Genomic DNA, 17,633 nt, shown 5'->3' on the forward strand with positions numbered 1-17,633 from the left:
CTCGCCTGTCCAGGAAAGCTGCCGGGACAGCCGCCCGGAGCTTGGCAGGCTTAGCCAAGCCGGGCGCTGTCCGCGGGAGTTGAGATGACATCTTTGAGTTCCGATCGGCTGGCGACGTGCAGTTTCGAATACACCTGGTAAAGGTGTCCCTCGACCGTACGGACCGATACGTGCATCTGTTCGGCGATCTTCCGGTTCGACGTACCGGCAGCCGCCCGGACCGCCACTTCGCATTCCCGCGCCGTGAGAGTCGAGGTTGTCAGCGAATGCATGCCGTTCTTGGGACTGCCGAACTTGTCATCGAGGGACTGCTGCGCTCGCTGGGCGATCCGCAATGCGATCCGGTTGCCGGCGTCGTGAGCGCAGCTGACGGCTTTCCGCGCCGCATCCCGGGCGAAGACAGCGTTGCCGGACGCCTCAGCTTCCTTCGACGCCGCTAGCAGCCGTTCGCTGTCTGCTTCCCGCATGCCCTCGGCCAGCCGCATGCACAAACCGGCGAACGGTCCGGTCACCCGGCCGCTGAGGCTGCCCAGCTTCGGCCCCATCTGGCGGTCCCCCAGGCGGGCGGCAGCTGACAGGAACAGCAGCGCCGGGGTGTGGGCCGCGGCTTCCGTGTCGCCGTCGGACTCGACCGTGAGCGCACGGACAGATACTGCCCTTTGGCCCAGCTCGGCCTGGGCCGAGAGTTCGAAGTAGCGGGTCAGCCGCTTCACCAGCCACGCCGCAGGAGTCCGCGGCTGGGTGAGGTCTCCCAGCAGGAGGCCAGCGGTTTCCTCCTCGCCCTGCAGGGCCGCGGCATAGGCACAGGCGGCCGTGGCCAGGGCCGCCAGAGCGTCGGGGCCCTGCGCCCGGAGCTGCAACCTGCCCGCCTGAAGCTGGGACAGCGCGGCCTCGAGGCGGCCGGCGTGCAGATCCAGAACACCCTGAGCGATCTCGAACACTCCCCCGAGCCTGGTCTGCGGCTCTCCGCTGGCATATGCCTCGGCAACGTAGGCGGAAGCCTCCTTGAACTGGGCCGAGAGCAGCAACAGGAGCAAGAACCTGCCCCTGATCTCCCGGACTGCCCGGTCCGTGAGCCGCACGCTGGAGGTCGCCGCCAGGACCTGCTTGCCAAGGGCCAATGCCGGCACGACATTTCCGGTGACGGCCATGGCCTCGCAGCGCAGGCTGGCGGTCACAAGCCGCGGTTCGCTGGCCAGGTTCGATGTGTCCATGCCGTCGGTAGCTGCGAGAACATCGGCGTAGCGTCCCTGGAACGCGGCGAGCCCGGCCTCGGCCAGTCGCAGCTGCTCCCGGGCCGTCTCAACCTCAGGGCCGTGCTCGGCTGACGCTGCCAGCAGCCGTTCCGCGAGCTCCTGCAACCGTGTTCTGGGATCGCCTGCCGGGGCGGAGCTGCGTTTGTCCAGTTCCGCCCGCAGGAGCTGCAGCGCTGTCCACTCGGCCAGCGGTAGCTCCCGGCATGCTGCCTCGTCCAGTGTGTCCAGGACCCGGCGTGCGGACTCCTCGTTGTTGACCGAGATGTGGGCCTTCACGGACTCGATGGCCATCAGGACGGCGGGATCGTTCCCTTCGACTTCCTGGACGAAGCGAAGGGCGGCCGCGGGGTCGGACGAGCTGTTGGCGGTGCGGGCCGCCGCCAGGGCCAGGTCCGGGCTCACCTGCTCGCCGCAGTCCAGTGCCCAGGCCACGCCGGTGGCTTCGCCGGCTTGCAGGGCGTCTGCGTCCTGGAGCACGGCCGTGAGGCGGCGGCGGAGTTCGGCGCTGCGTCCCGGCGGCACGACGCTTGCGACGATACCGGCCGTCACCGGGTTGGAGACCCTGACCATCGGCGGATGCTCGTGCGTGACCCGGATCAGGGCGCGTTCCTGGAGCGCGTCCATGTCTTGGGGGTTGGCGATGAGCATGAGCGTCTGCAGCGGGACGGCGCCAGCGAGGGCCAGCAGTTCAAAGACGTCGCGCTGGCCGGTGCCGAGCCGGTTGAGGCGGGCCTTCACGACGTCCCGGATCTCACCGGTCAGGGCGATGGGGCCGTTGCCCAGGAACCACACGCCGTCTTGGCGGAGCACGGTACCCAGCTTGATCTGTTCCCGGGCCAAGGAATGGAGGAACAGAGCGTTGCCTCCGCTCGCGCTCCAGAGCGCCCGGGCGGCGGTCAGGGAGAACCGGCCGCCGTATTCGTGGTTCAGCGTTGCCGCCGTCTCGGCGAAGTCGAACGGTCCCAGGTCCACCCGCCGGAGCAGGTCATCCTTCCACAGACCCATGATGTCGCCGCCAACATGTGGCATGTCCACGCACGCCGCCAGCAGCGTGACATGGGCGCCGGCGCTCAGTTGGGCCACCATCATGCTCGAGAGCTCGTCCAAGTCATGGGCATTGTCGACGAAGAGGACGATTCGCCGCCCCTCCGACTTGCTGTGGAGCAGCTGGATCAGCCCGCGCAGCACCATCAGCGGGTGCTCGAGGTGCGAGGCGTCGAGGTCGTTCAACAGGACGCTCAGTGCCCCGTAGGGAAGCTTGGAGGAAATCGAGCTGCCCCGGACCTGGACCACCAGGTACTCGTCCCCGAGCTGCTCGATGGCGCGCTGGGCGATGAAGGACTTGCCGGCCCCGTGGTCACCGACAAGCACGATGCCGCAGCCGGAACCCGACGTCAGGGTCTCGACGACTTCGGCAACTACCTGTTGCCGGGTGAAGGCTCTGTCCTTGTTCCGGCCGTAGCCGTTTCTTTGCGGCGGAAAGGTAGCTTCTGTCTGGCCGCTGCCTGCAGGCAAGCCGGCTTCTTGCTGGAACATATGAGAGACCTTCGCAATCATGTGGGAGCGGTGATATAAACCACCGTATTGACTACGGGTTTTTTAGGTATGCGTAAGTAGTACTCGATTACTTAGCGAGTAATCGGCCCGTTCTACGTACCTGTACTCAGTTGGTCCCACATGGCTGAGAGTACAAAGCAAGTAGTCGCCAATCCGCATCACGTGGCCCGGACCGTAGTCGCCCGGACCCGCGGAAAAACCGGCCTGCCGCACGACTGGTGCGGGCTTCGGGCGGCACCAAACGTGCCGAAATCTGCGATGTGGCCGTGCACGGGGCGGGAGCTAATGGCCGCCAATGCCGGGAAGCTGTTCGCGCCCCTTGACGTTGAGCTTGGCGTAACTGCGGTAGAGGTGGCCCTCCACGGTGCGTACTGAGACCTGGAGCTCGGCGGCAATCTGCCGATCGGTCAGGCCACGGACGGCGAGCGCCACGATGTCGCGTTCCCGTCGGGTCAGGATGCCCAGGGAGTCATCGTTCTTGGCCGTTTCCTCGCCGGGGAGGTCGTCGGCCCGGTCCAGGCACCGCTTGCGCTGGGAGTTCGCCATTCGCTCCCTCAGGGTGTCGCCCGCGTCCCGGTAGGCGTGCGCCGCGGCGTCATAGGCAAGGGCGGCAAAGGTCCACAGTTCCGCAGCTTCACAGGTTTTCGCGGCCTCCAAGTGGTCGCCTGCGTCATCCGTGCTGATGGCCGCGGCGTAGGCGCAGATTGCAGCCGGCCTGGGGCCTTCGAGCCCGGCCCGCAGCTCCAGCAGTCTCGGAGCCGAGTCCGTGTCTCCCAGCGCTAGGCAAAGTGCCAGCGCCTCGAATTCGAGGCCGGCCGTCTCCATCTCCGGGTCCGGGCGGCCGAGCCGCTTCAGTTCCGCGATGGCGCCCGGGTAGTTGCCGAGCCGGGCCTTGCCGTAGACCACCACCATTGCGGCCAGCGAGCTCATGTACCTTGGCAACGCCCCCGGCGCCGCCTCGAAGTCGGCGAGGAAGAGTTCCGCTTTCGTCTGGGCACCCACTTCGGCGGCCGCGCTGAACGCCATGGCCGCCGTGAGGGCGAAGAGCTGCTGAGGATCGGCCAGCCGCAGCGCCTCGAGCGCGGCGCTCAGGGTATTGAGCGCCTGGGCGGCCCTGCCCTGGTACAGGAGGATGATGCCGTGGGCCGCGTGCACTCCCCCGCCGAACGAAATCAGGCTCCGGCCGGATCCGGCGACAAAGCCCGCCAAGAGGCTTTCCGAGGTTTGCCAGTCTCCGGCCTGGACCGCAGCCGCAGCCGCACGCACCACGAGGAAGTCCGCGAGGAAATCCAACTCATAGGGAACGGCCCCGGCGCCCTCGATGGCCTGGGACATCACGGCCAGGGCACTCAGTCCCTTGCCAGCGGCCAGGAGCCGTTCCGCTTCCAGGGACAGCCGGAACGCCGCTTCGAGGTTATGCGCCACCGGCCGGGTACCGCTGTGCCCCGCCTGGGCAGAGGCCTGCGGGTACTCCCCGGCCAGGGCCAGGACCATGGCCTCCATGATTCCCAGGCGCTCCGTTATCGCGGCGATGATTGCTTCGGAGTTCTCCGGACTGGCCTTGGCGAGGCGGTCACCGGCACGCTTGAGGTCCTGTGCCCGTTGCATGATGTCTGCCGGCGTGTGGCTCAGGGCGGACATGACCGCCGCCCACAGGAGTGAGCCGGTCAGCAGGCTCGTGAGGCTCTCGCCTTCACAGAAATCGGCGTCCAGGATTTCCTGCGCAGCACCGTAGTCGGAGGCGTTGAAGAGGGTCCGCGCTATGACGGCACGTGCCGCGATCTGCTGTTCCGGATCTTTGACGAGGGCGGCGGCCTTGCGGACCAGCTCGTCCTGGTCGAGCCGGCTCGCCAGAACGGCGGCCCGCAGCAGCTGCCGGTCCTCGACCTCCGCACCGCATTCGATCGACCAGCTCACGTGCCGCAGCAGTCCTTCGGCCGACGTCGGCTCGCTGTCCATGTGGCGCAGCAGGCTCTGCCGAAGCTGCAGACTCCTCGCCGGGGAGATCAGGTTCCGGAGCGTGTCGCCATAGACGGTATGCCACAGCCGCAGCTCACCGGCCGGGGAATCCGTGAGTCGGATCAGTTCGCTGTCGATCAGCGATTCGACGGCGTCCCCGCCGGCGACGGACTCGATCAGCTCTCTGGACACCGGTTCGGCCAGCGCCACCAGGTTCAAGGCCTGCCGTTCTTCCGGCGAGCGCAGCAGCAGCTGGCGCCGCACGACGTCGGTCAGCCGGTCCCCGTGGCTGTTAAGGTGCCGCGTGAACAGCCAGACACCGTTGCGCCGGAGCAGCGTCCCGTCCTTCTTGGCGTCCTCGAGGAGCCCGTTCAGGAGCATCGGGTTGCCGCCGGAGGCTTCCCACAGGATCTCGGCGACGCTCGGCAGTACCTGCGCGCCGAGTTTGCCCTCCAGCAGCTCCGTGGTCTGGGCGAGGGTCAAGGGCCGCAGATCGTGCCGTTCTGCGATGCCTTCAAACCACAGCTGCAGGAGCGGTTCGGGCAGCCCGGGCCGGGCGGCGGAGCCTACCAGGAGTTTCGCCCAGCCGGCCGCCGCAAGCTCCGCCAGGATACCCGCCGTCGCCTCGTCGAGGTCGTGGCCGTCGTCGACGATGAGCAGCAAGGGTTTCTGGGTGGCGCGCTTCTCTTCTTCCAGATGCGACCACAGCGTCCGCAGCACCGCCAGCTGCGACGTCGCCTCCTGCACCGGCAGCCCGACAATGAAGGGACCGAGGACGCCGTAGGGCACCTTCGTCAGCGACGCGCTGCCGTGGATCCGCACGGGCGTCACTTCGGCGCCCAGCTCGGCCACCACCGCTTCGATGAGCCGGGATTTCCCCAGCCCGCTGTCGCCGATGACGAACACCGCCACATGGCTGCCGCCTTGGAGCGCCTCAACTGCCGATATCAAATCCTCTGATCTTCCGGTCAGGGCGCCGGCGGCTGGGGCGCCGGGAGCTGCCGCCGGGACCTTAGATGAGACCAAGCAGATCACTTCGCGAAGAAACGCCGAGCTTCGTGAACACCTGGTACAGGTGGCCCTCCACTGTCCTGACCGAAATGCCCACTTCCAGGGCGATGTCCTTGTTGGAGACCCCATTCCCGGCAAGGGTGGCGATCTGCCGTTCCCGTTCCGTGAGCAGCGGGCCCTTGTTGCGGGGCATGATGGGCAGCGCCGGGACAGACTCCGAGAGGCTTTCGAGCATGCTGTACGCTGCGTTGGCGCTGGCTGTCAGCCCGGCAAGTTTGGCGAAGTCGAAGGCGAGCGCGGCGCATCTGGCCTGAACGGCGTCGAGCTCAAGGGCAGCGGCCTGCCCGGCGGCTTCGAGCATGATAGCGGCGTCCTTCTTCCGGCTGCCGAGCGCAACCGTACGGGACAATTCGGCCAACGGCCCCTGCCTCAGCCCGGCGATTTCCTCCATGAACAGAAAATCCTTGACGGTTCCGTTGACCGTGGCCCCGAGCATGCAGATCCCGGCCAGGGTGTAGCGGCCCTTTCGGTAATGTTCCTCCGCGGCCCGCACCAGCCGGTCCTTGGCCTCGGGGTCCCCGAGCCACCGCGAGGCCATGTCCATGCAGAACTCCGTGGAACTGCTGACGGTGAAGCGGGCCGGGCCGTCCGCCGAGCGCGCCCGGTCCAGGTACATCGTGGCCTGGACCGAGTTGCCGGTCTGGGCGTAGGCAAAGGCGGTAGCGGCGTAGGCCTGGCGGAGGGATTGCAGGCTCGCCCGGACCTCAAGCTGGCCGATTGCGGCCAGCAACGGGTCCAGCGCCATGTAGCCGCGGCCGGCGTAGACGTAGGCGAGCCCGACGGCGAGATCCGTTGCGGCGCTGCCGGAATGCAGCCCGTGCCCTGCCCGGCCGCTCGCGTCCTTGAGCATGTCAATCGCTTGGCGCCACAGCCCGGACACGAGCAGGACGTTGAAGGAGCGCCAGGCGAAGTTTTCGCGGACGCGCGGCACGTTGGACCACTCGCCCAGCTGGCCGCCGAGTTCCCGCATGAGTTGGCGCGCATCAAGTTCCCGGCCCGTCATGGAGAACGCCTCCATCAGGATGATGGCCGACCGGAGCCGGTGCACGGGGTCGGCACCCGGGACGTCCGTCGTCGCTGCCGCGGTGAGCCGGGTCATCATGGGCTCAAAATCGCCGATGAAGGAGAAGTAATTGAACTCGCACAGGTCCAGGCACAGTCCGGCCCGGGACAGTTCGGCGGGGTCCGCGGCTGGCTCGTCCAGGCCGAGGTCCTGTAGCCGGACCCTGGCCTGCTCGAGGAGCTCGGGGACCTCGCCGGAGCGGTCCTCCAGCCAGGCCATGCAGTCAGCTTTGGCTGCAATGAACTCGGCAAAGCTCTCGGCCCCGAGATCGTTGATCTGCCACTCTGTGACGTCGTCCAGCGCTGACATGGCCTGCAGGGGCAGGCCGAGCTGGAGGTACGCCGCCGATTTCTGGAGCTGCCCCTCGGTCCATTCGGGGTCCGAGGGTGACAGGCTGCCGGCGCACTTGAGGGCAAACTTCGGGTCAAAGAGCTTCACTGCGGCGCTGGCAGCCGCCACGGCATGGGCGGGAGCGAGCTGGGCGTGGCAGTCGTGGGTCCAGGCGGCGTAGGCGAGCAGGTCCTCGACTGTCAGCTGGGCCAGCTCATGTTCCTGGTGGCCGGGGACCTTGTCCCGCAGCTCCAGGCGGCGCTCGACGCTCAGCCAGTTCCGGACGATGTCGCCGAGGTACCGGTCTCCCAGCGTGACAAGGTGCCGGTCCGTGCGGTCGACCACGATCTGGCCGGCTTCTTCCATGTCGGCGATCACACCCGGGCTGTACATCCTGGCCAGCCTGGCCAAGGGAAGCGTCCGGGCGCAGGACAGGACGTCGATGACTTCCCGCGCCTCGGGTGTTTCCCGGGCGTACCTGGCCCGGACAATGTCTTCCAGCGCCGTCCGGCCGTCCAGCACGACTTCATCGACCAACGTCCAGACCGAGCCGGACAGGACGAGGTTTCCGCGTTCGACCTGTTCGGAGACGACGGCCTGCAGGAGGGTGGGGCTACCGCCGACCAGCTGGTGCAGTTGGCTGGCGAGGGCGGTCGAGACCCGATGGCCGAGAGCCGCCTGCAGGACCTCAAGCGTTTCGAGCTCAGTCAGGTTGGCGAGGCGGACCTCGGCAAGGTGGCCCGAGGTGATGAGCCAGTAGAAATCGGGGGGAAGGTCCGTGGTGCGCTGGGCGGTGGCGATCAGCCGCGCGGTGTGCGTCTGCAGCAGGTTCAGCAGGACCCCGGTGCTCAGTTCATCAAGGGCGCCGGCGTTGTCGAGCAGGATCACGCACTGCCGGCCGGCTGCGTCGTCGCGGATCAGCGAGGTTATGCCGTGGAGTATGGCGGTCGGTGAGCCTAGGGAGCTCTGCGGGAGCCGCGCCAAGGTGAAGGCGAGGCACCCGTACGGGGTTGCCGATCCCGGTCCTGTGCTGCGGAGCTGGATGGTGTGCACCTCGGGGCCGAACGCGGCGAGGGCTGTCCTGCCGACAAGGGTTTTGCCAACGCCGCGGTCACCGGTGATGACAACGCCCATCCGGTCCTGCGCCAGCAGTTCCGTCCGGACGCGTTCGGCATCGGCGTTCCGCGCCAAACCGGACCACCCGTGCTTCGCCACCGCACCGGCGGCATGTTCTTCTGCGGCGGGTGCCAATGTAGTGGAAACATTCCCCCAGCCCAGCGAGTCCCTCGACATGTAGTTTCCTTCGTACCGCTTTGTGGACAGCAACCCCCGGCTGCCCACTTAGAAGTAGCGTATCTCTATCCCCCGACATGAGAGTAGACAGATCATAACCGGAATGCCGAAAGCTTGGAAGGAAACCAGCCGTCATTACGCCCCGGGACCACCCGGACCCCTGGCCGCAGCCGGACAGGCGGCTGGGCGGCGGCGGCCGTGGCAGGTGCGCGTCTTCTGCTGCGCGTATTGACGCATCTTCTACTGCGCGTACTAAGGAGCCTGAGGTTAAGGAGCCTTAGCCGGGTGGAACTTCTGCTGCGCAGCGGGCAGGCCGTCCTTGACGAGGACTTCGACGGCGTCGGCCGCCGCATCGATGAGGAAGGGAAGATCCTTCTTTTCCGGGGCCGAAAAGTCCCGCAGGACGAAGTCTGCGGTGTCCATCCGGCCCGGAGGCCGCCCGACGCCGACCCGCACACGCAGGTAGTCCTTGGTACCCAGGGCCTTCGAGATGTCCCGCAGCCCGTTATGGCCGCCTTCGCCGCCGCCGATTTTGAGCCGGACTGTGTCGAAGGGGATGTCGATTTCGTCATGGACGGCAATGACATGCGCGGGATCGATGCCGTAGAACTGGGCCAGGGCCGAGACGGGGCCACCGGAGACGTTCATGTAGGACTGCGGCTTGGCCAGCACGACCCGGGGCCCGCCGATGCCCAGGCGCCCTTCCAGGACCTGGGCGCGCGCTTTGTGCGACTTGAATTTGCCGCCGGCGCGCGCTGCCAGTTCATCCAGCACCATCTGCCCGACGTTGTGCCGGTTGTGGCTGTACTCGGGTCCGGGGTTGCCAAGGCCTACGATCAGCCAGGTATCGGTCATGAATAGTCCTTTGGTGGGCAGGTTCAGCCTCTGGTGGGCAGGTTAGGCGGGAAGCCGGGTCCGGCGCGGCGCTGTATACGGCATCGGAGACGACGGCGGCCGGGCCCCTGAGGGGACCCGGCCGCCGGCGTATTGGCCGGAATTACTCGGCTGCTGCTGCTTCGGCTGCCGGGGCGGCTTCGGCGGCCTCTTCGCCCTCTTCGGGGGTTTCGACGGCCTCGGAGATGTTGACGACGAGCGCTTCGGGGTCAGCCAGCAGGGCGGTGCCCTTAGGCAGGACGAGGTCGGACGCGTGGATGTGCTCGCCGGCGCCGCGGCCCTCGATGCTGACCTCGATGGCGGTCGGCAGGTGGGTGGCCTCGGCTTCGACGGAAACGACCGTCATTTCGAGGTTGTGGACGTTGCCCGGAGCCAGTTCGCCGGTCAGGTGGACGGGGACGTCAACGGTGACCTTCTCGCCCGTGCGGACGGTCAGCAGGTCGAGGTGCTCGATGATCTGCTTGATCGGGTTGCGCTGGATGTCCTTGACGAGGGCCAGGTGCTGTTCGCCGTTGATGTCCAGGGTCAGCAGGGCGTTGGCGGTGCGGACAGCCAGGGTGGTGGCCTTCGCCGGCAGGGTGACGTGGATCGGCTCGGCGCCGTGGCCGTAGATGACGGCCGGGATCAGGTTGGCCATGCGGGCGCGGCGGGCAAAGCCCTTGCCGAATTCGGTGCGGACTTCTGCGGCGAGCTTCTGCTCAGACATGGGTATCTCCTAGGGATTTCAAGCTGTGGGACTAAACGGTGTTCAGCAAGGGCGGAGGTCTGTTTGCGACCTTCAACGCCGGGCTGCCGTGCAGCTGACCTTTAGAAGGAGATTCAGACCCAGTCGATAACGGAGACCAGCAGTCCGGTTTACCGTGCATACGACTTATGCAGGCTTACCGGCGCTCTCCCTCGCCAAGGTTCGGTACAAGGTTACCAGCGGCAGGCCCGGTTTCTAAAACCGGGCCTGGCGCCAGGCAGACTAGGCCTGGCCGTCGAACAGGCTGGTGACCGAGCCGTCGTCGAACACTTCACGGATGGCGCGTGCGATCAGCGGCGCGATGGACAGGACGGTCAGCTGCGGGAAGCGCTTGTCGGAGCCGATCGGCAGCGTGTTCGTGACCACCACTTCGCGGGCGCCGGACTCGGACAGCCGGCGGGCTGCCGGATCGGAGAACACGGCGTGGGTCGCGGCGATGATGACATCTTTGGCGCCGGCGTTCTTGAGCACCTGGACGGCGCCGGAAATGGTTCCACCGGTATCGATCATGTCGTCGATCAGCACGCAGGTGCGGCCTTCGATCTGGCCTACCACCGTCTTGGAAACGGCCTGGTTGGGCACGGTCAGGTCGCGGCTCTTGTGCACGAAGGCCAGCGGCGCCCCGCCGAGGCGCTCGGCCCACTGCTCGGCGACACGGACGCGGCCGGTGTCCGGGGACACCACGGTGATGTTGTCCGCGGCGACGCGGGTGCGGATGTAGTCGGCCAGGAGCGGAATGGCCATGAGGTGGTCGACGGGGCCGTCGAAGAAGCCTTGGATCTGGGAGGTGTGCAGGTCGACGCTCATGATGCGATCGGCGCCGGCGGTCTTGTACAGATCGGCGACGAGGCGTGCCGAGATCGGCTCGCGCCCGCGGCCCTTCTTGTCCTGCCGGGCGTAGGGGTAAAACGGGGACACGACGGTGATGCGCTTGGCGGAGGCCCGCTTGAGCGAATCGATCATGATCAGCTGTTCCATGAGCCAATTGTTCAGCGGGGCCGGGTGGGCCTGGATCACGAAGGCATCGGTGCCGCGGACGCTTTCGCCGGCCCGGACATAGATCTCACCGTTGGCGAAGTCGTAGGCGTCCACGGGCAGCAGCTCGGTGCCGAGCTCCTTCGCAATCTCCTTCGCCAGCTCAGGGTGCGCGCGCCCCGCGGCCAGCACCAGCTTCTTCTCGCCGTGTGCCGTAATTTCGCTCATGATTGCTAGCCCTCTTCTGTTGGTGCCGGAGTAGTGGAGGATGTTGGGGCCACGCCCGCGGCGGCGGACTCGGCCAGGGCTGCGGAGACGGAACCGGGGCGATTGGCCGCAACCCAGCCTTCGGAGTTCCGTTGCTTGGCCACGGAGATGGCGAGGGCGCCGGCCGGGACGTCCTGGCGGATGATGGCGCCGGCACCGCTGTAAGCGCCATCGCCCATGCGGACCGGAGCGACGAACACGGTGTTCGAGCCGGTGCGCACGCCGGAGCCGATCACCGTGCGGTGCTTCTTCTCGCCGTCGTAGTTGGCGGTGATGTTGCCGCAGCCGATGTTGGTGTCCTCGCCGATTTCCGCGTCTCCGGCGTAGCCGAGGTGGGACAGCTTCGAGCCGCGGCCGATCGTGACGTTCTTGGTTTCGTAGAACGCGCCGATCTTGCCGGTCTCGCCCAGGACGGTGCCGGGGCGCAGGTAGGTGAAGGGGCCGACACTGGCGCGGGCCCCGATGATGGAACCGGAGCCGTGGGTACGGATCACCGAGGCCCCCTCCCCCACCGTGACGTCGGTCAGCGTGGTGTCCGGGCCGACGACGGCGTCCCGCGCCACCGTCGTGGCACCGTGGAGCTGGGTGTTGGGCAGCAGGCGGACGTCCTCGTCGAGCACCACGGTGGCGTCAATCCACGTGGTGGCGGGATCGACGACGGTCACGCCGGCGCGCATCCAGGCTTCGACGGTGCGGCGGTTGTGTTCGGCTCCGAGCGCCGCGAGCTGGACGCGGTCATTAGCTCCTTCGACCTGCCAGCGGTCTTCGGTGACGACGGCAGCGACGCGGCCGCCCGCGGCACGGGCCAGGGCCAGGACATCGGTGAGGTACTTTTCGCCCTGGGCGTTGTCCGTGGTGACGTGTGCGAGCGCGTCGCGCAGCACGGCGGCGTCGAAGGCGTAGATGCCGGAGTTGATCTCACGGATTTCACGTTCGGTCGCGCTGGCGTCCTTGTGCTCGCGGATTCCGGTCACGGTTCCGTCTTCCGCACGGAGGATGCGGCCGTAGCCGGTGGCGTCATCGAGTACGGCGGTGAGGACCGTGACGGCGTTGCCCTCGGCCTCGTGGGCGGCGACCAGCCCGGCGAGCAGCCCGCCGGTGAGCAGCGGGACGTCGCCGTAGGTGACAACGACCGTTCCGCTCAATGTTGCTTCGGGATGAGCCGCGTCGAGGGCCTCCAGGGCGGCCTCGACCGCGCGGCCGGTGCCGGGCACATCGTCCTGGTCCACGATCAGGGCTTGCGGATCGAGAGCGGTGATGTGGGCGGCCACGAGGTCGCGTTCATGCCGGACCACGAGGGCCAGTTCGCGGGGGTGGATGGCGCGGGCTGCGGCGAGCGCGTGGCCGACCAGGGAGCGGCCACCGATTTCGTGGAGGATCTTGGGGGTACGGGACTTCATCCGGGTACCGGCACCTGCAGCTAGGACGATTACGGCGGCTGGGCCGGTATTCTCGGGGCTCACGTATTGGCTCTCCTTGCTTGGTTGCGCATATGCATCGCCAGTTCCGCCCATAGGACTCGAACCTATACTCCACGGCTCCAAAGGCCGGGGTGCTGCCATTACACCAGAGCGGACCGTGCCCGGGCCTGACCCGTGGCACAAGAAACAATTCTGCCACGAAGGTTGATGCTCGTGCGACTCAGCGCATTAAGGCCGGGCGGTGCGGCTGTGTAGGGGCGAGCGGGCGGGCTCATAGGCGCGGGCGGAGCGAGTTGCAAGGGCCGCCCGTGCGGCACTCGAGGGACATGTGCTCCGGGCCTCGGTCGCTCCGAGGGACATGCCCATCCCTAGCTTGGGCCAGAGGACATGCGCAGAGCGCGCCTGTGCCAGGGAGCAAGCGCCGTGGCCGACGAGCGCTACGCGGAACATGCCCTCCCCTGGCCTCGAGGGATGGACATAGCACCACTATGTCCATCCCTCACCCTCGCCGCGGGACATGTGCACCGCGCCTGGGGCAGTCCGAGGGACACGTCAATTTCGGGCGCGTGCCAAGCAACCTGGCGGAGGGTTGCGGGCTTCGAGGGACAGGTTCGGTTCAGGCTTGTGCCTTGCGACCTGGCTGACGGCTGCGGCTTTCAGGGACATGTCCTCCTCGGGCCCCGGGGGATGGACATAACACCAATATGTCCATCCGCCACCAACGTCCCAGGCACATGTGCTCACGGTTTCGGGCATTCCGAGCAACATGTCCATCCCTAGCCACCAGCCAGGCACATGTCCGCACGGCTTCGGGCACCCCGAGCAACATGTCCATCCCTAGCCGCCACCGAGACACATGTCCGAAGGGGGTGGCGGCGGCGAGGGGACATGTCCAGCCGTGCCGCAGCAGAGTGGGCATGTCCGCCGGGGCGAGGGCGGCATGTCCCCGGGCCATGAGCGGGTTACTCCCCCAGCACCTCGAGGGCCTCAAGCCATTCAAGTTCGAGGGCTTCGCGTTCGCCGGCAAGCTCCTGGAGCTTCTTGTTGAGCTCGGCGAGCTGGTCCATTTTGCTGGCGTCACCGGCGCCGGCGGCCATCTGGGCGTGGATCTTGTCCTCCTGCTGGGTGAGCTTGCCGAGCTGGCGGTCGATCCGGTTCTTGGCCTTGCGGGCGTCGCGCTTTTCCGCTTCCGACGGCCCGGTCGCGGCCGGCGCGGAACCCCCGCCGGCGGATGTCACCGGATTCCCGCCGCCGGTGATGGTGGAGCCGGCCAGGGCCGACTCGCGCAGTTCCAGGTACTGGTCCACGCCGAGCGGCAGGGCGCGGATCTTGCCGTCGCCCAGGAGCGCCATCTGGTGGTCGGTGACGCGTTCAAGCAGGTAGCGGTCGTGGCTGACCACCACCAGGGTGCCGGGCCAGCCGTCCAGGACGTCTTCGACGGCGGCCAGGGTGTCGGTATCGAGGTCATTGGTCGGTTCGTCGAGCATCAGCACGTTGGGCTCGCCGACCAGGAGCCGCAGCAGCTGCAGACGCCGGCGTTCGCCACCGGAGAGGTCCTTGACCGGGGTCCACTGCTTCTGGTTGGTGAAGCCGAGCTGCTCCACGAGCTGCCCGGCCGTGAACTCCTTGCCGCCCACATTGAAGGAGCGCTTCTCACGTTCAATCACTTCGATGACGCGCAGGTCCGCGACGTCGTCGAGCTCCTTGACCTCCTGGGTCAGCACGGCGGTGACCACGGTCTTGCCCCGCTTGAACTTGCCGGAGGTGGGCTGGATCTCGCCGTTGAGCAGCTTCAGCAGCGTGGTCTTGCCGGCGCCGTTGACACCGACCAGTCCGAGCCGTTCGCCCGGCGCCAGGCGCAGCGTGATGTTGTCGAAGAGTTTCTGCCCGGGCTCGCCGCCCTGGAAGTCCAGCGAGACGTGCTCCAGGTCCAGCACGTCCTTGCCGAGCCGGGCCGTGGCCATCTTGCTCAGTGCCGTCGAGTCGCGCGGCTCGGGCACGTCGGCGATCAGGGCGTTGGCTGCCTCGATCCGGAACTTGGGCTTGGCGGTGCGGGCCGGGGCGCCGCGGCGCAGCCAGGCGAGCTCCTTCTTCACGAGCTGCTGGCGCTTGGATTCGACCACCGAGGCCATCCGGTCGCGCTCGGCCCGGGCCAGGACGTAGGCCGCGTAGCCGCCCTCGAACGGGTCCATGATGCCGTCGTGGATTTCCCAGGTCTTGTTGCAGACTTCATCAAGGAACCAGCGGTCGTGCGTGACCACGAGGAAGGCGCCCTGGTTGGCACGCCAGCGGGTCTTCAGGTGCCGGGACAGCCACGCGACGCCTTCGACGTCGAGGTGGTTGGTGGGCTCGTCGAGCATGATGACGTCGTGGTCCTCGATCAGCAGCTTGGCCAGGGCCACCCGCCGCTTCTGGCCGCCGGAAAGTGCGTGCACGTTGGCGTGCCAGTCGACGTCGGCCACCAGGCCGCCCATGACTTCGCGGATCTGCGGATTGCGGGCCCATTCGTAATCGGCCTGGTCGCCCACGATGGCCGCACCGACGGTGAGGTCGCCGTCCAGGACGTCGCTCTGGTCCAGGTACCCGATGTTGACCTCACTGCGCTTGGTCACCCGGCCCGAGTCCGGAGTCGAGCGCATCGCGAGCAGGCGCATGAGCGTCGACTTGCCGTCGCCGTTGCGGCCCACCATGCCGATCCGGTCGCCCTCTTCCAGGCCTAGGGTTACGCCGTCGAGGACGGTGCGGGTTGCATACGAGACCGAAAGGTTCTCGCCGCCGAGCAGGTGTGCCACTGGGAACTGCTTTCTTAGGTGTATCGGTGAAGTGTTGCGGTGGGTGCGTCAAAGCTCCTAAAGGAGCGTATCGGAGATGATGCGGGCCCCGTGCACCGGCCCGTGCACGGCCATGGCGTCGAGGCTGTGGTGGCGGAGCTCTTCGGCGAGCCCGGCCGCGGCGGCAGGGCTGTGGGCGAGGAAGGCGACCGTCGGTCCGGACCCGGAGACGATTCCGGCGATCGCGCCGCAGGCCTCGCCGCGGCCCAACGTGTCGCGCAGGGCCGGGGCCAGTTCGATCGAGGCGCGCTGAAGGTCGTTGACCAGGACGCGGCTCAGGGCGTCGGCGTCACCGCTGCGCAGCGCCGTGATGATGCCGGGATCGACGGCCGGTTCCTCGCCCGTCACGCCCTCGGCCGCGCGCAGGCAGTCAAGGGTCCGGAAAACCTCCGGGGTGGACAGACCATAGTCCGCCGTGACCAGGACCCAGTCCGTCTGGGCCTTGACGAGGGCCGGTGAAAGGTCATCGCCGACGCCCAGGCCCACGGCGGTGCCACCCAGGAGCGCGAAGGGAACGTCGGCGCCGAGTTCGGCGGCCAGGTGGGCGAGCTCGTCGCGGGACAGGCCGCTGTTCCACAACGCGTCGCAGGCCAGCAGCGTTGCGGCGGCGTCGGCGGAGCCGCCGCCCATGCCGCCGGACACGGGCACGCGTTTGGTGATCTCCAGGTGGACGCCGGTTGAGTGCTCGGAGACGTCGGCCATGATCGCTGCTGCCTTGTAGGCCAGGTTCCGGTGATCGAGCGGGATGTCCACGCCGTCCAGGTCCAGGGTGCTCGCATCACTGATGCTGACGGTGATCCCGCCGTTTTCAGTGCTGGTGGCAGCGACTTCCTCGTAGAGCGAGACAGCCAGGTAGACGCTGGCAACCGAGTGGTAGCCGTCCGGGCGCAGCGGTCCGACATCCAGTGAGACGTTGACCTTGCCTGGAGCCTTGACCCGAACAGTCCTCGCGGCAAAGCGCCCTCTCACTGCGTTCATGGCTCCACGCTATGGCATCGCGGCCCGGGCTCAAAGCTCGGGACGGTGCCCGCAGAAGTTCCCAAGAACTCAGGAGCCCGCCTGCGCCCGGGCTTCGGCGATCCTGGCGAAGCCCGCAATATCGATCACTTCGCCGCGGGCGGCGGGGTCGACGCCGGCCGCCCGCAGGCAGCGTTCGGCCTCGGCGGCGCCGCCTGCCCAGCCGGCCAGCGCCGCCCGCAGCGTCTTGCGGCGCTGGGCGAAGGCGGCGTCGATCACGGCGAAGACCTGCGCCCTGGTGGCGGTGGTGGCCGGGGGCTCCCGCCGGGTGAAGGCGACGAGCCCGGAATGAATTTTGGGCGCCGGCCAGAAGACGTTCATTCCGATGACGCCGGCCTTGCGCATGCTGCTGTACCAAGCGGCCTTCACCGACGGCACGCCATAGGTCTTGGAACCCGGCCCGGCCGCGAGGCGGTCGGCTACTTCGTCCTGGACCATCACCAGGCCGTGCTGGAGGCTCGGGAAATGCTGCAGGAGGTGCAGCACCACGGGGACGGCAACGTTGTAGGGAAGGTTCGCCACGAGCGCGGTCGGTTCGGCGGGCAGCTCCGTGACCTTCATGGCGTCAGCCAGGACGAGGTGGAAATTCCCGACGGCGTGCGGCCGCCACTGGGCGACAGTGTCGGGCAGGCGTCCGGCGAGAACCGGGTCAATTTCGACGGCGACGACGGCGCGGGCGGCGTCCAGCAGGCCAAGGGTCAGCGACCCGAGTCCGGGCCCCACTTCCAGGACTGTTTCATCTTCCCGGATGTCGGCGGCGGCCACGATGCGGCGGATGGTGTTGCCGTCGATCACGAAGTTCTGGCCCAGGGTCTTCGTGGGCCGCACACCGATTTCCTCTGCCAGCCGGCGGATGTCGGAGGCGCCCATCAGCGGTGCGGGCGCAGCTCCGGGCTGGCTTTCGGCGGCGGCGGGGGTCGGTTCAGTCACCTAGGTATCCTATCCCGGCCCTAT

At 67.6% G+C, this 17,633-nt stretch carries 10 protein-coding genes and 1 tRNA gene; all 11 read right to left on the minus strand.

Annotation, left to right across the window (positions count from 1 at the left end):
* Positions 1-50 precede the first annotated feature (50 nt).
* The gene (locus BM372_RS14640; protein WP_177236025.1) at positions 51-2,792 is read right to left on the minus strand and encodes a LuxR C-terminal-related transcriptional regulator; all 2,742 of its coding nucleotides are present in this window, start codon (positions 2,790-2,792) and stop codon (positions 51-53) included.
* A gap of 303 nt (positions 2,793-3,095) precedes the next feature.
* Complete coding sequence (locus tag BM372_RS14645) at positions 3,096-5,798, minus strand: helix-turn-helix transcriptional regulator (RefSeq protein ID WP_143111491.1); 2,703 nt, start codon at positions 5,796-5,798, stop codon at positions 3,096-3,098.
* Positions 5,785-8,529, minus strand: coding sequence for a LuxR C-terminal-related transcriptional regulator (locus tag BM372_RS14650; protein ID WP_090956195.1), 2,745 nt, complete (start codon positions 8,527-8,529; stop codon positions 5,785-5,787). Before BM372_RS14650 ends, BM372_RS14645 begins: the two co-directional genes overlap by 14 nt.
* Positions 8,530-8,796: 267 nt before the next feature.
* Positions 8,797-9,384 (minus strand): aminoacyl-tRNA hydrolase, encoded by a 588-nt coding sequence (gene pth, locus BM372_RS14655; protein WP_090956196.1) that lies wholly within the window; start codon positions 9,382-9,384, stop codon positions 8,797-8,799.
* 142 nt (positions 9,385-9,526) lie between these two features.
* Positions 9,527-10,129, minus strand: a complete 603-nt coding sequence (locus BM372_RS14660; protein ID WP_090956197.1) for a 50S ribosomal protein L25/general stress protein Ctc — start codon at positions 10,127-10,129, stop codon at positions 9,527-9,529.
* 261 nt (positions 10,130-10,390) lie between these two features.
* Positions 10,391-11,371, minus strand: a complete 981-nt coding sequence (locus tag BM372_RS14665; protein ID WP_090956198.1) for a ribose-phosphate diphosphokinase — start codon at positions 11,369-11,371, stop codon at positions 10,391-10,393.
* 5 nt (positions 11,372-11,376) lie between these two features.
* Positions 11,377-12,873, minus strand: a complete 1,497-nt coding sequence (gene glmU / locus BM372_RS14670; RefSeq protein WP_090956199.1) for a bifunctional UDP-N-acetylglucosamine diphosphorylase/glucosamine-1-phosphate N-acetyltransferase GlmU — start codon at positions 12,871-12,873, stop codon at positions 11,377-11,379.
* 41 nt (positions 12,874-12,914) lie between these two features.
* A tRNA-Gln gene (locus tag BM372_RS14675) sits at positions 12,915-12,986 on the minus strand.
* Between the two features lie 807 nt (positions 12,987-13,793).
* A complete protein-coding gene (locus BM372_RS14680; RefSeq protein WP_090956200.1) occupies positions 13,794-15,623 on the minus strand; it encodes an ABC-F family ATP-binding cassette domain-containing protein in 1,830 nt (609 codons plus the stop codon).
* Positions 15,624-15,680: 57 nt separating this feature from the next.
* Positions 15,681-16,640, minus strand: a complete 960-nt coding sequence (locus tag BM372_RS14685) for a 4-(cytidine 5'-diphospho)-2-C-methyl-D-erythritol kinase (protein ID WP_090956201.1) — start codon at positions 16,638-16,640, stop codon at positions 15,681-15,683.
* Positions 16,641-16,709: 69 nt separating this feature from the next.
* Positions 16,710-17,549, minus strand: a complete 840-nt coding sequence (rsmA, locus tag BM372_RS14690) for a 16S rRNA (adenine(1518)-N(6)/adenine(1519)-N(6))-dimethyltransferase RsmA (protein ID WP_090956321.1) — start codon at positions 17,547-17,549, stop codon at positions 16,710-16,712.
* Positions 17,550-17,633: the final 84 nt, after the last annotated feature.

Source organism: Arthrobacter sp. ov118 (assembly GCF_900116495.1).
In the GTDB taxonomy this organism is placed as follows: Bacteria; Actinomycetota; Actinomycetes; order Actinomycetales; family Micrococcaceae; genus Arthrobacter.

What these genes read in the sequence shown, in the direction of transcription:
- BM372_RS14660 (WP_090956197.1), bottom strand. Translation starts at nt 10,129, where the DNA reads ATGTCTGAGCAGAAGCTCGCCGCAGAAGTCCGCACCGAATTCGGCAAG.
- BM372_RS14685 (WP_090956201.1), bottom strand. Translation starts at nt 16,640, where the DNA reads ATGAACGCAGTGAGAGGGCGCTTTGCCGCGAGGACTGTTCGGGTCAAG.
- BM372_RS14665 (WP_090956198.1), bottom strand. Translation starts at nt 11,371, where the DNA reads ATGAGCGAAATTACGGCACACGGCGAGAAGAAGCTGGTGCTGGCCGCG.
- pth (WP_090956196.1), bottom strand. Translation starts at nt 9,384, where the DNA reads ATGACCGATACCTGGCTGATCGTAGGCCTTGGCAACCCCGGACCCGAG.
- rsmA (WP_090956321.1), bottom strand. Translation starts at nt 17,549, where the DNA reads ATGGGCGCCTCCGACATCCGCCGGCTGGCAGAGGAAATCGGTGTGCGG.
- BM372_RS14650 (WP_090956195.1), bottom strand. Translation starts at nt 8,529, where the DNA reads ATGTCGAGGGACTCGCTGGGCTGGGGGAATGTTTCCACTACATTGGCA.
- BM372_RS14640 (WP_177236025.1), bottom strand. Translation starts at nt 2,792, where the DNA reads ATGTTCCAGCAAGAAGCCGGCTTGCCTGCAGGCAGCGGCCAGACAGAA.